The following is a 15,424-nucleotide window of genomic DNA, read 5'->3' as shown; positions in this document are numbered from 1 at the left end:
CAGGAGTCAGACATGGTCACTGATAAGAACGATCCCCTGATGCTGGCAAGACAATTGCCAACACAAACTGTAGCCCTCATTCTGGCAGGTGGACGCGGTACGAGGCTGAAAGACCTTACCGCCAAGCGTGCCAAACCTGCCGTTCATTTTGGCGGGAAATTCCGCATCATCGATTTTGCCCTGTCGAATTGTCTTAACTCCGGGATCCGACGGATCGCGGTGATCACTCAGTATCAGTCGCATACGCTGGTACAGCATATCCAGCGCGGCTGGTCGTTTCTCAACGAGGAGATGAACGAGTTTGTCGATCTGCTGCCCGCTCAGCAGCGCCTTTCTACCGAACACTGGTACCGCGGTACGGCCGATGCCGTGACGCAAAACCTCGATATTATCCGGCGCTATCAGGCGGAGTACATCGTGATCCTCGCGGGGGACCATATCTACAAAATGGACTACTCGCGCATGCTGCTGGACCACGTGGAAAACGGCGCGAAATGCACCATCGCCTGCCTGCCGGTGCCGATTGAAGAGGCCAGTGCTTTTGGCATCATCGCGGTGGGCGACGATTATAAAGTCACCGAATTTCTGGAAAAACCTGCCGATCCACCGCCTATGCCGGGGGATAAAACCCAGGCAATGGCGAGCATGGGCATTTATGCCTTCAACGCCGACTACCTGTACCAGCTCCTGGAAGATGACCTGAAGCTACCTGAGTCTAACCATGACTTCGGCAAAGACATTCTGCCGAAGATAGTTGAGTCCGGAGAAGCACTGGCTCACTCCTTCGGCATTTCCTGCGTGCAGAGCGATGAAAGTTCGCCCCCGTACTGGCGTGATGTCGGGACGCTGGAGGCTTACTGGAAAGCTAATCTGGATCTGGCCTCGGTCACGCCGGAACTGGATATGTATGACCGTAACTGGCCGATCCGCACTCATATGGAACCGCTGCCTCCGGCGAAATTCGTGCAGGATCGATCCGGTAGTCACGGCATGACCATGAACTCACTGGTGTCAGGAGGTTGCATTATCTCCGGCTCGGTGGTGGTGAACTCAGTGCTGTTTTCACGAGTGCGGATTAACTCCTTCTGCAATATCGAATCCTCTGTTCTCTCGCCGGATGTGGTGGTGGGGCGATCCTGTCGCCTGCGTCGCTGCGTGATTGACCGCGCCTGTGAGTTACCGGAAGGAACGGTCATCGGGGAGAATCCGGATGACGATGCACGCCGGTTTTACCGCTCGGAAGAGGGGATTGTGCTGGTCACGCGCAGCATGCTGGCGAAGTTGGGATGGCGTAATTGAAAAAGCATAAATGTCCGATGCGGTGGATCGCGTCAGAACTGAGTCAAAGGAGCCGATAATGCAGGTTTTACATGTCTGTTCAGAAATTTTTCCGCTGCTTAAAACGGGCGGGCTTGCTGATGTTGTTGGGGCATTACCGGCGGCGCAGATTGCGGAAGGTGTGGATACCAGAGTCCTGCTTCCTGCCTTTCCCGATTTGAAAAAGGGCATTCCGGACACTCAGGTGGTTGCCAGGCTGCAGACTTTTGCAGGCCCGGTCGATCTGCTCTTTGGAGAATATGATGGGGTGGGAATATACCTGATCGACGCGCCGGGCCTGTACGATCGGCCCGGCAGCCCATATCACGATGAGTCACAGTTTGCCTATACGGATAACTATCTGCGCTTTGCACTATTGGGGTGGATGGGCTGTGAAATCGCCTGTGGGTTAGATACTTTATGGCGTCCGGAAGTCGTGCATGCGCATGACTGGCATGCAGGACTGACCTGCGCTTACCTGGCGGTCAGGGGGCGACCGGCAAAATCGGTGTTCACCGTGCACAACCTGGCCTATCAGGGGCTGTTCGCAGCGCATCATCTGGATGAGATCCAGCTGCCCAGATCGTTTTTCAATATGTACGGGCTGGAGTTTTATAACCAGATTTCCTATCTGAAAGCGGGGCTGTTCTATGCCGATCATATTACGGCCGTCAGCCCGACTTATGCCCGTGAGATTACCCTGCCGGAGTTTGGCTATGGCATGGAAGATCTGCTCAAACAGCGTCAGCTGGAAGGGCGGCTCACCGGGATCCTGAACGGGGTCGATCCCTCAATCTGGGATCCGGCACAGGATCTGCTGCTGACCGCGCGCTACAACCGTGATGTGCTGGAGGCCAAGCAGGAGAACAAACGGCAGCTGCAAATTACCATGGGCCTGAAGATTGATGAGAGGGTGCCGGTGTTTGCGGTCGTCAGCCGCCTGACTAAACAGAAGGGGCTGGATCTGGTACTTGAAGCGCTGCCAGGCCTGCTTGAGCAGGGCGGCCAGCTGGTGTTGCTGGGCGCGGGCGATGCGGTATTGCAGCAGGGTTTCCTCGCTGCTGCTGCCGAATATCCTGGCCAGGTGGGCGTGCAGATCGGTTATCACGAAGCGTTCTCGCACCGCATTATGGGGGGCGCGGACATCATCCTGGTGCCAAGTCGTTTTGAGCCGTGCGGGCTGACCCAGCTGTACGGTCTGAAGTACGGCACGCTGCCGCTGGTGCGGCGTACCGGCGGGCTGGCAGATACGGTGAATGACAGCTCGCTGGAAAACCTGGCAGACGGTATTGCCAGCGGTTTTGTGTTTGAAGACAGCAATGCCTGGTCGCTGTTACGGGCTATCCGGCGTGCTTTTGTTCTGTGGTCCCGGCCATCACTGTGGCGCTATGTTCAGCGTCAGGCGATGGGGATGGATTTTAGCTGGCAGGTGGCCGCTGTGGCCTACCGCGATCTCTATCAACGTCTGTTGTAATCAGGAAATAGGAAATTTGATATGAACGCACCTTTCATCTATACCGCCCCCACGCTGAGCGTGGACGCATTAAAGCATTCGATTGCCTATAAGCTGATGTTTACTATTGGTAAAGACCCGTCGGTTGCCAACAAGCATGAGTGGCTGAATGCCACGCTGCTGGCCGTGCGTGACCGCATGGTCGAACGCTGGCTGCGCTCTAATCGTGCGCAGCTGTCGCAGGATGTGCGTCAGGTTTACTACCTGTCGATGGAGTTCCTGGTCGGGCGGACCCTGTCGAATGCTCTGCTGGCGATGGGTATCTACGAGGATGCAAGGGCCGCGCTGGAGGAGATGGGCTTCGATCTGGAAGAGCTTATCGAAGAAGAGAGCGACCCAGGGTTGGGCAACGGCGGTTTAGGACGACTGGCTGCCTGTTTCCTGGATTCCCTCGCCACCCTGGGGCTGCCCGGTCGCGGCTATGGTATCCGCTACGATTACGGCATGTTCAGGCAGAACATCATTGACGGACGGCAGGCTGAATCACCGGACTACTGGCTGGAGTATGGCAATCCGTGGGAGTTTCAGCGTTTTAACACCCGCTATAAAGTGCGTTTCGGCGGCCGTATTCAGCATGAGGGCAACCGTGCCCGCTGGCTGGAGACGGAAGAAGTGCTGGCGATGGCCTACGACCAGATTATTCCCGGTTTTGATACCGACGCAACCAACACGCTGCGGCTGTGGGGCGCGCAGGCCAGTAATGAAATCAACCTTGGTAAGTTTAATCAGGGGGATTACTTTGCTGCGGTAGAAGATAAAAACCATTCGGAAAACGTGTCGCGCGTGCTCTATCCGGATGATTCAACCTATTCAGGACGCGAGCTGCGTTTGCGCCAGGAGTACTTCCTGGTTTCGGCAACGGTGCAGGATATCCTCAACCGACACTGGATCATGCACCAGACCTTTGACAATCTTGCAGATAAAATTGCCATCCACCTGAATGACACTCACCCGGTGCTGGCGATCCCGGAACTGATGCGGCTGCTGATCGACGAACATAAGTTCAACTGGGACGATGCCTTTGAAGTGACCTGTCAGGTGTTCTCCTACACCAATCACACCCTGATGCAGGAAGCGCTGGAGACCTGGCCGGTGGATATGATCGGCAAGATCCTGCCACGCCACCTGCAGATTATTTTTGATATCAACGACTATTTCCTCAAAACTGTTCAGGATTACTACCCGGATGACTGGGATCTGCAGTCGCGTATTTCAATCATTGATGAGGCTAACGGACGCAAGGTACGTATGGCGTGGCTGGCGGTGGTAGTCAGTCATAAGGTTAACGGCGTCTCAGAACTGCACTCAAACCTGATGGTACAATCGCTGTTTGCTGATTTTGCCGCCCTGTTCCCTGGCCGTTTCTGCAATAAAACTAATGGGGTGACCCCTCGTCGCTGGCTGGCGTTGGCAAATCCTACGCTGTCAGAAGTGCTGGATGACACTATCGGGCGTAACTGGCGTACCGAGCTGAGCCAGCTGGATGAGCTGAAACAGCATATCGATTACCCGAGCTTCCTCAAGCAAATCAGCGACTCCAAGCTGCACAACAAAAAGCGGCTGGCTGAATTTATCGCGCAAAAGCTGGATATCGTTATCGATCCTCAGGCGTTGTTTGATGTGCAGATCAAGCGTATCCATGAATACAAACGTCAGCTGCTTAACGTGTTGCATGTTATTACCCGCTACAACCGGATAAAAGAGGATCCGGAAGCGAACTGGGTGCCCAGGGTGAATATCTTTGCAGGGAAGGCCGCTTCGGCTTACTACATGGCCAAGCATATTATTCACCTGATCAACGATGTGGCAAAGGTGATCAACAGCGATCCGCAGGTGAAGAACAAGCTTAAGGTGGTGTTTATCCCTAACTACAGCGTGAGTCTGGCGCAGATCATTATTCCGGCGGCGGATCTTTCAGAGCAGATCTCGCTGGCGGGGACGGAAGCCTCCGGTACCAGTAACATGAAGTTTGCCCTGAATGGTGCGTTGACTATTGGCACGCTGGATGGGGCCAACGTCGAGATGCTGGAGCACGTGGGTGAAGAGAATATCTTCATTTTCGGCAACACCACCCCGCAGGTCGAAGAGTTGCGCAGCAAGGGTTACAGTTCGCACAAGTATTATGAGCAGGATGCTGAACTGCATCAGGCGCTGACGCAGATCGCCACCGGCCTGTTCAGCCCGCAGGAGCCGGGCCGCTACCGGAATATCTTTGATTCACTGGTCAATCTGGGTGACCACTACCAGCTGCTGGCCGACTACCGCAGCTATGTGGATACCCAGGATAAGGTGGATGAACTCTATCGTCATCCGGAAGAGTGGACGCGCCGTGCGCTGCTGAATATCGCCAATATGGGCTACTTCTCTTCGGACCGCACCATTCAGGAGTACGCCGACGAGATTTGGGGTATTAAGCCGGTTCGGCTGTAGGCGGCGGGTCATCAGTTTGAAAGCCGTCATGGATGGCGCTTTCGGGGGGTATGACAGATGAAAAAAAAGCTGGCAGATGCCAGCTTTTTTATTTCGTGCAGGGTAGATCAGGAAGCCAGTGACAGCGCCGGTTTCTTACCGTGCTGGGCCAGCCACTCACCCACGCGGGCACGTTGCTCTTCGTTCAGCCACATCCCTTCTTTGGTGCGACGCCACAGCGCATCATCCTGCTCACGTACCCACTCGTTCTGCACCTGGTAGCGCAGCTCCGCTTCGTAGAAATGGTGACCAAACAGCTCACCCAGATCTTCCAGGCTCTTCGCATCTTTCAGCAGCACTTCGGTATTGCTGCCGTAGGTACGCGCATAGTGACGGGCCATTGGCTCAGTGATAAACGGATAGCGGCGGCGCAGGCTGGCGGCGTAGTCTTCACGGTTACCGGCAATATCACCGCCTGGCAGTACGCAGGTTTTGGTCCACGCCGGGCCTGCTTTCGGATAGTACTTCGCCAGTTTTTCCATCGCATGTTCGGCCAGCTTACGGTAAGTCGTCAGCTTGCCGCCGAACACAGACAGCAGCGGAGCCTGACCGTTGTCGTCGCGCACATCCAGAGTGTAATCACGGGTAATAGCCTGCGGTGAATCTGACTCATCATCACACAGCGGGCGCACGCCGGAGTAAGACCAGACGATGTCATCGACGCTCAGCGTCTTCTTAAAGTGGTTGTTAAACACGTTAAGCAGATAGGAGGTCTCTTTTTCGTCAATATGGACATATTTCGGATCGCCTTTGTACTCCACGTCGGTGGTACCGATGATGGAGAACTCGTCCATCCACGGGATCACAAACACGATACGGTTATCTTCGTTCTGCAGGATATAAGCCTGCTTCTGCGTGTGTACACGCGGCACCACAATGTGGCTGCCTTTGATCAGGCGGATACCGTAAGGCGATTTCAGCTTCAGCCCGTCATCGAACAGCTGCTTGACCCACGGACCAGCCGCGTTAACCAGGCCTTTTGCCTGCCAGGTGAAGGTTTTACCGGTATCGACATCTTCCGCTTCCACGGTCCACAGGCCGTTTTCACGCCATGCACGGGTCACTTTAGTGCGGGTACGAACCTCGCCGCCGCGCTTTTCCACTTCCTGAGCATTCAGCACCACCAGGCGCGCATCATCCACCCAGCAGTCGGAATATTCGAAACCGCGCACGATTTCAGGCTTTAACACTGAATCTGAGCCAAAACGCAACCCTTTACTGCCCGGCAGGCTGGTGCGTTTGCCCAGATGATCGTACATAAACAGACCAATGCGAATCATCCACGCCGGACGCAGATGCGGACGATGCGGCAGACGGAAGCGCATTGGGAAAGCAATATGTGGCGCCATTTTCAGCAGTACTTCACGTTCTGCCAGCGCTTCGCTGACCAGACGGAATTCGTAATGCTCCAGGTAGCGAAGGCCACCGTGGATCAACTTTGAGCTGGCGGAAGAGGTCGCGCACGCCAAATCTTGCGCTTCCAGCATCAGCACAGACAGGCCGCGTCCTGCAGCATCAGCCGCAATGCCAGCGCCGTTGATGCCGCCGCCGATTACGATCAAGTCTTTGGTTTCCACGTCATCTCCTCCGATGTTCGGAATAGTTCTTAAATGTTCGTTTTCGAGCATAATAATAATCGCAAACCAACATCGACGCCAGCGTTAACCGAATAAAAACATTTATGCGTGATCCAGGTAACATTACTGAGCGCAGAAAACAGTGTTAACCTTTCACTCTGTTGGGTTATTGTCAGCCGGGTTCGCGTTACAATAAGCCTTAGTTGTCCCCTTTTGACGAGAACCCACCATGGAACAATTTGAGTGCATCAGCGTGCAGCAGGCGCAGGCACATCTGACCGACGGTCAGGCTCTGCTGGTTGATATTCGTGACCCGCAAAGCTTTGATGCCGCCCATGCCAGCGGCGCGTTTCATCTGACCAACAACTCGCTGAATACCTTTATTGCGCAGGCGGATTTAACCGCGCCGCTGCTGGTGATGTGCTACCACGGCAACAGCAGCAAAAGTGCCGCGCAGTATCTGCTGACTCAGGGCTTTGAACAGGTTTACAGCATTGATGGGGGCTTTGAAGCCTGGCGCGTACAGTTCCCGCAGCAGGTTGAGTCTGGTGCGTAGTCATCTTGCGGTGAAAATAGTGCGGTATACTGATACCGTTTAATTAACAGGGACTTTTGCAGGCGATGATGCGCATTACTGAGTTTTCCAATCCCCGCATGGCGCAGGCCTTTGTGGATTATATGGCGACCCGCGGCATCCAGCTCCGGATTGAGTCTGATAACCACTACACGGTGTGGCTGGATGATGATTCGAAAGTGAATCTGGTCGAAAACGAACTTAACCAGTTTATCCGCGACCCCAATCATCCCCGTTATCAGGCGGCCAGCTGGCATTCCGGCACCACCCGCAGCGGCATCCACTACCAGAGCACTTCGTTGATGACCAATATCCGCGAGCGTGCAGGACCGCTGACGCTGGCGGTAATGGCCGCCTGTATTGTGGTCTTCATCCTGATGCAAATCCTGGGCTTCCGGACGGTGATGACCTGGCTGGCCTGGCCAGATGCGGATCAGCACTTCCAGCTGTGGCGCTGGTTTACCCACGCACTGCTGCACTTTTCTCTGCTGCATATCGTCTTTAACCTGCTGTGGTGGTGGTATCTCGGCGGGGCGATTGAAAAACGGCTCGGCAGCGGTAAATTATTTGTCATCCTGCTGATCTCTGCGCTGCTCAGTGGCTGGATGCAGGCGAAGTACAGCGGTGTAATGTTCGGCGGCCTGTCTGGCGCGGTTTATGCGTTGATGGGCTACGCATGGCTGCGCGGCGAGCGCGATCCGCAGAGCGGCATCCATCTGGAACGGGGCCTGATGGCCTTCGCCATTATCTGGCTGGTGGTGGGATACATGGGCTGGTTTGGCCTCTCGATAGCCAATGCAGCGCACGTCACTGGCCTGTTGGTCGGCCTGGCGATGGCCTTTGTCGATACCCGACAGAAGAAAAGATCCTAAAGCAAAAATAAGCAGGTCGACAAACAGGAGAGCTTTGTGAAGCAGACGCAACGTCATGACGCCATTATCGATTTGGTGCGCCGTCAGGGGTATGTCAGTACTGAAGAGCTGGTGGATCATTTTACCGTCAGCCCGCAAACCATCCGCCGCGACCTGAATGACCTGGCGGAGCAGAACAAAATTCAGCGTCACCACGGCGGCGCGGCGTTGCCTTCCAGCTCGGAAAATACCGCCTGGCAGGATCGTAAAATGATGTGGTCGGCCGAAAAAGCCCGTATCGCCCAGCGCGTTGCCAGCCAGATCCCGGACGGTGCCTCACTGTTTATTGATATCGGCACTACGCCGGAAGCGGTGGCCCATGCGCTGCTGAACCACAATAACCTGCGGGTGGTGACCAACAACCTCAATGTGGCGATGCTGCTGATGTCGAAGCCCGACTTCAGCCTGATTGTTGCTGGTGGGGAAGTCCGGACCCGCGATGGCGGCATTATGGGAGAAGCCACGCTGGACTATATCTCACAGTTCCGTCTTGATTACGGCATCCTCGGTATCAGCGGCATCGATATGGACGGCTCGCTGCTGGACTTTGACTACCACGAAGTGCGCACCAAGCGGGCGATTATCGAGAACTCGCGCTGCGTGATGCTGGTGGCTGACCACTCGAAATTTGGCCGGAATGCGATGGTTAACCTGGGTAATATGAGCCTGATTGACTACCTGTTCACTGATGAAACGCCGCCGCCCGGCGTGCTGAAAACCATTGAACAGCACGAAGTGCATCTGGAATTGTGCTGAACGGAACCGCTGTCGTCGTGGTACAGAATATCCCCTTTGACGACAGCTCTCTGGTCAGATTTCCTGTAAATCAACGCCGGTAGCGTCCGGCAGACAAAGCGCCGCCGCGAATGCCAGCACATAGGCGACGATAGCAAGGCTACCCATGGTCACGCCCAGTGGAAAATGGGAAGAAAGTACCCCAACAAAGGCTGGCATCAACGAACCAAAGCCTCTGCCAAAACTGGCACAAAACCCCGCTCCGCTGGCGCGAAAGGCCGTGGGATACAGCTCAGAAAACGCAGGGGTTAATCCTGATGCTAATCCCCCTTGTAGTGCGCCAATAAAAAACCCCAGCACTAACGTATGTGGGGTGGTAATCATTTCTGGACTCTTTGGGCAGCATCTGATTAGCCGACAGCCCTTTGGCGGCGCGGCTTACAGTGATTTCAGAGATTCTGGACTCGTCACGAGAAAATGATAAAAAAGTGATTTTTTTGCATCAGATTCTGGACTGGAATGATTGTAGTTTGATCTAGTTTAAAAGGCGTTTAAAAGGGTTTTGATTATTGTCATATCAAATCGGTATTGCCCAGCACAAACAAGATAGGAGTGCCATTCTATACTCGTTTCAACTGGCCTGCCTCTTATCGTCGGATGCTGGGCTTTGGGTGATGTCTAACTCACTGTTTTCAGATGCCCCTTTTTTGGCTTCATGCAGAGCCATGAGGCGCTCCTTCTCTTCTTCCGGCAGACCAACTAGCATCTGATCCAGATCATTAGCAACTCCGGCTAGTGAAATCACGCCTAGCACCCCGCGGCTATAAATCAATTTAAGTAAAGCCTCAATATCTTTGGTTTCAAGCGAATCAAATACAGCCACCCACCTATCGCGGAGAGGTAAAGCGGGTGTGGTCTGCGTTGATTGATTCTCATCAGCTTCAATAGCACCACCGTGATTCATTTTAGCGTCACCAGTACCAAATGCCAGCCAGTCTAAAGACACCCTCTCCGCATGCGCTATAGCTTGCATAGCTACGAACGAAGGCTCTGTGCCGCGTGTAATGTAGTTATTAAGTGTAGAAAATGATAGCCCCCACTCCTTAGCTGAAGCCCTGACACTTCGGCTTCCTATCAGCTGCTTAAGTCTTCCAATGAAGCTTTCTTTTCTCGCCTCATCAAAAGCAAATTTATTTTCTTTTCTATACTCCATTTTCTTTACCGATAAGTAATTGATTTCATAGGGTTGATTCAAATTCCACTCAAAACGCAGATAAAACACCAAGGAAAGTGGGAAATTTGCTTTACATGTGTGAAATTTGGATCAATACTTATCCCAACGGATAAGCCTGTGGTGTTATCCGTACGGTTAACTTTTAAGGGTAATCGAATGATGAACGGAAAAGAAGTAATTAGTAGTGACTGGCACCGGATCGACATTGTCGCAGCGCTGCACAAGCGTGGCGTGACAATGCGCGGCTTGTCAGAGGGTGCGGGTTTGAAACCTGACACGCTTAAAAATGCCCTGCATCGCTCATACCCTAAAGGGGAGCGCATCATTGCTGATGCACTAAATATAGATCCGGCCTGCATCTGGCCAAGTCGTTATGTGCGTAAGGCGTCGTAGTTATGTTTGTTACGGTGAATGAGTTAATGGGCTTGCCGGGATTGCCGGGTACGGTTCAGGGGCTGAGGTTCACTCTGAATAAGCTGGCTGGTGATTCTGTTGAATTAATGCGCCGCCGCAAAGGTACAAAAGCATTTGAATACCACGTTGATTGTCTGCCTGAGCAGGCGCGTGAGATCGTCAGGGCGAAGGCCGCGCGTAGGCTGCTGGCTTCTGCTGAAGCGGGTGATGCTCAGGTGCCGGTTGCAAGGTCGGTTGGCATTAAATCTCGTCAGGAGTTGGTGTTATTGCGGCAGTGTCCGGCGCTGGTTGAGCGCAAGGTTAATAAGCTGACCGAGAAGCAAAAGAAAATTGCCGATGCGCGTATGGTGCTGGCTCAGGAAGTGCTCAGGCTGATGGATACATTAGGCAGCACCCGCAAGGCGGCGGTGGAGTTTGTCGCCACTGAGTCGCAGAACGGCACTTTGCCTGAGCGCGTTCAGCTGGCGGCTGACATCGCCAATGCCCGTAAAGGTTCAACCCGGCGCGGGGTTGGGAAAAGTAGCCTGCAGCAATGGCTGTCAGACTATTTAGCCACGCAACACTCTGGTGAACGGCTGGCGATTATGGCCCCCGGCCAGGCGAAGAAAAAAGAGGTTTTCCAGTATTCATGGATGCCTGATTTTATGAGGCACTGGCGCGATCCCAATCAGCCTACTGTTTCAGGGGCCTATGAGAAGTTTAAAAAGGAATGGAATGAAATTAACGCGGGCAATGAGACCATGCTGTCCATGCTGCCAAAGCCCGACATGGTGCGTTATGCACTGAGTAAGCTACCGGTTGCTGAGCTTCATCGCGGGCGTGTAACGGGGGCCGAATACAAGAAGTACCTGCCGTTCGTGCGGCGCGACTGGTCGAAACTGCCTGTTAATGGTGTGTGGGTCGGTGATGGCCACGGTATGAAAATGGAAGTGATCAATCCCATTACGGGTAAACCGTTTAAGCCGGAGATCACACTCGTTATTGATGCCCGGACTCGCGTGGTGGTTGGCTGGAGTCTGGCAATGTCCGAAAGTCAGATAGCGGTTGGCGATGCAATACGGCATGGCATATCACAGTACGGCTTGCCGCTGATGTATTACTCCGATAACGGCGGTGGTGAAAAAAACCGGGTATTTGATGCTGAAATAACGGGTATTTTCTCCCGCCTGGGCATTGAGCACCCGACCGGTATTCCGGGCAACCCGCAGGGTCGCGGTATTATCGAGCGTCTTAACCAGGAAATTCCAAAGCGGGCAGCAATGGCGTTTGGTTCCTGGGTGGGTAAATCTGGTGACCGGGAAACGCAACGTAAGTACCGAAAAGCGGTGGATTCAGCGATTAACGCCATTGAAAAAGGCAAGGAGCTTAACCAGGTTCAGGCGTCAGCCATGCGCAAGGTGCCAACGATGCGGGAGCTGGTCGCGGAGATCGAGAGTCAGGTTGAGCGCCATAATAACCGTCCTCACAGCAGTCTGCCCGAACGTGAACGCGGTAAACACTGGTCACCTCTGGCTTACCGCAATCATGTTATTAAGCAGGAAGAGGAAGAGATCCAGTATCTGACTAACTCTGAACTGCATGAGATGTTCAGGCCTGAGGAGATTTGTACGGCCAGACGCGGTGAAATTCAGTTGTTCAAAAACCTGTATTTCAGTACGGAGTTGGCCTGCGTTGAGGGCGAAAAGGTTCGGGTATGCTATGACATTCATGACCCCAACACCGTTATCGTGCGGCGCATGGATGGCAGCTGGATTTGTGATGCCATCTGGAACGGTAACAAGGTCGATGCCTTCCCGAAAGCACGTATCGATCAGCTTAAAGAGAAGCGCGTTAAAAACAGCGTTAAAAACCTTGAGGACAAGGTGCGCCGCAAGAAAGAAGAGATTCAGCCTGTTATTGAGCAGAAGCCTGAAATTGATTTAAGCCTCTTCTCGGCACCTCAAATAAATAAAGAACCTGAGAAAGTTTATTTATTTGAGTCTGAACGTGAATACGATTTAAAGAAAGCCGGTAATCACCGCTAAGGATATTTAAATGCAGGTCAGAGAAAAACTAATCCAGTTGCTGGAGGCATCCTCCTACACCCAGCGCAAGGTTGCCGATAAAACAGGGCTGAGCGGTGCGACCATTTCTCAGTATCTGAAAGGCTCTTACAACGGCAACATTGAAAACATTGAAGCCACGCTGCGTGATTTTTTGAGCCGCGAAGATGAACGCGCCAGACGCCGCGAGGTGAAAGCCACATTTGTACCCACCCGACTCGCCAGGCTGGCGCTGGGGTTAATCAGCAACACCCACAGCGACGGTGATATCGGCGTGATCTACGGGCCTGCAGGCATGGGTAAAAGCATGGTGCTCAAGGAGTATGTGCGGGCCAACAGCGCGAATAAGGGCGTGATCCTGATTGAAGCCGATCCGGGTTGCACGGCTAAAGTCCTGCTGCAATCGCTGTGTGAACGCCTGGGCGTCAGGAAGAACGGCAATATTCATGAGCTGAGCGAGGAGTGTATACAGGCGCTCAGCGGCAAGGGCTGGCTGGTGCTGGTTGATGAGGCTGAGTTACTGCCTTATAAGGCGCTGGAGGTGCTCAGGCGCGTACATGACCGCTCAGGTGTGGCCATCGTTCTGGCGGGTATGCCTCGCCTGCTGATTAACCTCAAAGGTTCTCGCGGGGAATATGCGCAGCTCTATAGCCGCGTTGGTATGGCGCTTGACCTTGAGGCCCATAAGGGGAAGTCAGAAGTTGAAGACTTCAACGCCATACTGGCCAGCCTGTTACCGGATGAGGTAGGTGATTCAGGCAATAAACCGGGAATAGCGGAAGCATTCCTGAAACACTCTAAAGGTAATTACCGGCGCATGTTTAAGCTGGCGCGGGGTGTGGCGCGGGCCAGCGTGTTGAATGAGAGTGGTATTTCTCTGACGTTAATTGAAAGTTACGCAGCAATGCTAATTCACTGAGGATTATTTAAATCATGGATAAAACAGCAATGTGTTGTGCGCGTTCACGCGCAAAGGTTGAGATCAATACTCATGGTGGGCGTGTAACCGGTATGCATAAGAGTCTCCCGGTGGTGTATGCCATCCCTCCAGCATGCGGGCCAGTATGGCCCTGTAATGAGGTGTATCAGAAATCTAACGGCGTTTGCAGCGTTCAGCGGACGTCCTCTATTGGCGGTTGTACGGTTATATGGAGCTAATTATGGCGGCAAAACTTGAAGTAATAATTACTGAATATAGTGAGCGTATGGAATTTGATGTTAAAGGGGGTGGAGAACGTACTCCGCGTGAAGATACGCATCTGGTAGCAATGATTGCCGCAATCAAAGCCCTGGTGAGTGACTTTGACAAGCGTTCAGAAGAGTGCAACTGCGCATCGTGTAAAGCAAGTCGGGAGCGCAAGGCTGAATATGAGCGTCAGAATATACATTGACGTTGACTGTGGCGCGTCGGGTTTTGTGGTTAGCCCTGAGATTATAGTCAGTCCTGATAATCACACCGTATCAGAAATGAATATTGCCACCAGTGCCGTTAATTATGCGGTGGGTCTGGCGGCGCAGTTTAATCAATTACAACTTAAAGCTAAGTGTATTAACGGAGAAAATCATTATGTCCAGTGAAGTTAAAGAAACAGTAGTACCCGCAGGTTACTGGAAAGATGCTCGTGGCGTACTGACGCCTGAAAGCCTGGTAAAGCCGGTGGACAAAGAGCGCGATACGCTGGTGCGGGCCATTGTTGAACGTGCCATTCCCCTGAGTCAGTCTCTGCGTGATTTTAAGCAGGATACCTTTGCTGATATTCAGGCGCTGGTTGACCTCTCGGCAGAGCAGTACGGGGCCACTATTGGCGGTAAAAAAGGCAATGTGACGCTTTATACCTACGATGGCCGCTATAAGGTTCAGCGGGCCATGCAGGACAGGATCGCTTTTGATGAGCGTATCCAGGCTGCAAAAGAGCTGATCGATGCCTGTGTGGCTGAGTGGACGCAGGACGCGAGACCTGAGTTGCTGGCCATCATTGACCGTGCGTTTTCCACCGACAAAGAGGGTGAGATCAATCCGGGGCGCGTTCTGCAGCTGCGCCGTCATGATATTACCGACCCGCGATGGTTGCGTGCGATGGATGCATTAGCGGAAGCCGTGCAGGTCGTCAGCAGTAAAAGCTATATCCGTATTTATGAGCGTATTGGTGACAGTGACCAGTACCAGCCAATTTCCTTAGATATGGCGGGGGTCTGATATGTCAATGAATCCGGCAAGTGCCTGTAAGGGCAATCGTTACGTGCAGCTGGCCAGTGACGCGGCTCAGCAGGAGCGGATGGGCAACCATGCCTTTGCGGCTAAGTTATGGGGTAAGGCCGCACTGCTGCCCGGTAATAAGCCTAATCGTGCATGGGCTGAGGGGCGTGAGGATACCTGTTTATACAAGGCTGGTCTCCCCAGGAGGGCACCTTATGCAAGCCACTGAGTTTAACCAGAAATATCCCGTTGGTAAGTGCTTTATCTTCCAGCCCTGTCCAATGCTCAGGGGTGGTCGTGCGGTCAAAACCGTTGATATTGCGCGTGACCTTGAATCATCCACTATTGTGGAAATTAACGTAGAGCCGTATTTCGCCAATATTAAATCACTGAAGCCTGCGGGCTGAATTTAAAACTTAATTAAACATCGTTCAAATATGG

At 53.2% G+C, this 15,424-nt stretch carries 16 protein-coding genes; 13 read left to right on the top strand and 3 right to left on the bottom strand.

What is annotated here, in order from left to right:
* Positions 1-12: 12 nt before the first annotated feature.
* Genes glgC through glgP form a run of 3 tightly spaced genes read left to right on the top strand, consistent with a single transcriptional unit; the run spans position 13 to position 5,260 of the window.
* Positions 13-1,299: a glucose-1-phosphate adenylyltransferase gene (gene glgC, locus GSQ70_RS25715; protein WP_199257213.1), complete on the top strand. Its 1,287-nt coding sequence runs from the start codon at positions 13-15 to the stop codon at positions 1,297-1,299.
* Between the two features lie 58 nt (positions 1,300-1,357).
* Positions 1,358-2,791, top strand: a complete 1,434-nt coding sequence (gene glgA / locus GSQ70_RS02245; RefSeq protein WP_158780747.1) for a glycogen synthase GlgA — start codon at positions 1,358-1,360, stop codon at positions 2,789-2,791.
* Positions 2,792-2,812: 21 nt separating this feature from the next.
* Entirely contained in the window at positions 2,813-5,260 is a 2,448-nt protein-coding gene (gene glgP / locus GSQ70_RS02240; protein ID WP_158780746.1) for a glycogen phosphorylase, read from the top strand.
* A gap of 107 nt (positions 5,261-5,367) precedes the next feature.
* Here the strand turns inward: glgP and glpD are convergent, their stop codons facing one another.
* Positions 5,368-6,876: a glycerol-3-phosphate dehydrogenase gene (gene glpD, locus GSQ70_RS02235; protein ID WP_158780745.1), complete on the bottom strand. Its 1,509-nt coding sequence runs from the start codon at positions 6,874-6,876 to the stop codon at positions 5,368-5,370.
* Positions 6,877-7,105: 229 nt separating this feature from the next.
* On the opposite strand from glpD, the gene glpE reads away from it, so the two are divergent.
* From glpE to GSQ70_RS02220, 3 genes are all read left to right on the top strand, one after another.
* The gene (gene glpE / locus GSQ70_RS02230) at positions 7,106-7,432 is read left to right on the top strand and encodes a thiosulfate sulfurtransferase GlpE (RefSeq protein WP_158780744.1); all 327 of its coding nucleotides are present in this window, start codon (positions 7,106-7,108) and stop codon (positions 7,430-7,432) included.
* 68 nt (positions 7,433-7,500) lie between these two features.
* On the top strand, positions 7,501-8,322 hold the full coding sequence (gene glpG, locus GSQ70_RS02225; RefSeq protein WP_158785174.1) for a rhomboid family intramembrane serine protease GlpG: 822 nt from the start codon (positions 7,501-7,503) through the stop codon (positions 8,320-8,322).
* Between the two features lie 36 nt (positions 8,323-8,358).
* Entirely contained in the window at positions 8,359-9,117 is a 759-nt protein-coding gene (locus GSQ70_RS02220) for a DeoR/GlpR family transcriptional regulator (RefSeq protein ID WP_158780743.1), read from the top strand.
* Positions 9,118-9,171: 54 nt separating this feature from the next.
* Here GSQ70_RS02220 and GSQ70_RS02215 read toward each other — a convergent pair whose 3' ends face one another.
* Positions 9,172-9,480 carry a hypothetical protein gene (locus GSQ70_RS02215; protein WP_158780742.1) on the bottom strand — a complete coding sequence of 103 codons (309 nt, stop codon included), beginning with the start codon at positions 9,478-9,480 and terminating at the stop codon, positions 9,172-9,174.
* Positions 9,481-9,727: 247 nt separating this feature from the next.
* Entirely contained in the window at positions 9,728-10,351 is a 624-nt protein-coding gene (locus GSQ70_RS02210; RefSeq protein WP_233268233.1) for a helix-turn-helix domain-containing protein, read from the bottom strand.
* A 135-nt stretch (positions 10,352-10,486) separates the two neighbouring features.
* On the opposite strand from GSQ70_RS02210, the gene GSQ70_RS02205 reads away from it, so the two are divergent.
* The 7 genes from GSQ70_RS02205 (at position 10,487) to GSQ70_RS02175 (ending at position 15,390) form a co-directional block, all read left to right on the top strand.
* Positions 10,487-10,723 carry a helix-turn-helix transcriptional regulator gene (locus GSQ70_RS02205; protein ID WP_158780741.1) on the top strand — a complete coding sequence of 79 codons (237 nt, stop codon included), beginning with the start codon at positions 10,487-10,489 and terminating at the stop codon, positions 10,721-10,723.
* 2 nt (positions 10,724-10,725) lie between these two features.
* Complete coding sequence (locus GSQ70_RS02200; RefSeq protein WP_158780740.1) at positions 10,726-12,768, top strand: Mu transposase C-terminal domain-containing protein; 2,043 nt, start codon at positions 10,726-10,728, stop codon at positions 12,766-12,768.
* Positions 12,769-12,778: 10 nt separating this feature from the next.
* Positions 12,779-13,705: an AAA family ATPase gene (locus GSQ70_RS02195; RefSeq protein WP_158780739.1), complete on the top strand. Its 927-nt coding sequence runs from the start codon at positions 12,779-12,781 to the stop codon at positions 13,703-13,705.
* Between the two features lie 241 nt (positions 13,706-13,946).
* On the top strand, positions 13,947-14,177 hold the full coding sequence (locus GSQ70_RS02190; RefSeq protein ID WP_158780738.1) for a hypothetical protein: 231 nt from the start codon (positions 13,947-13,949) through the stop codon (positions 14,175-14,177).
* A 176-nt stretch (positions 14,178-14,353) separates the two neighbouring features.
* Positions 14,354-14,983 (top strand): DUF3164 family protein, encoded by a 630-nt coding sequence (locus GSQ70_RS02185; protein WP_158780737.1) that lies wholly within the window; start codon positions 14,354-14,356, stop codon positions 14,981-14,983.
* Position 14,984: 1 nt separating this feature from the next.
* Positions 14,985-15,212 carry an ANR family transcriptional regulator gene (locus GSQ70_RS02180; RefSeq protein ID WP_158780736.1) on the top strand — a complete coding sequence of 76 codons (228 nt, stop codon included), beginning with the start codon at positions 14,985-14,987 and terminating at the stop codon, positions 15,210-15,212.
* Positions 15,199-15,390, top strand: coding sequence for a hypothetical protein (locus GSQ70_RS02175; protein WP_158780735.1), 192 nt, complete (start codon positions 15,199-15,201; stop codon positions 15,388-15,390). The genes GSQ70_RS02180 and GSQ70_RS02175 overlap by 14 nt, the downstream gene beginning before the upstream one ends.
* The last annotated feature ends 34 nt before the right edge of the window (positions 15,391-15,424 follow it).

The sequence above is a fragment of the Pantoea sp. BAV 3049 genome (assembly GCF_009765445.1).
Taxonomy (GTDB): domain Bacteria; phylum Pseudomonadota; class Gammaproteobacteria; order Enterobacterales; family Enterobacteriaceae; genus Erwinia.
The sequence above is the reverse complement of the archived record's forward strand: the minus strand, read 5'-3'. Positions and strand labels throughout refer to the sequence as shown.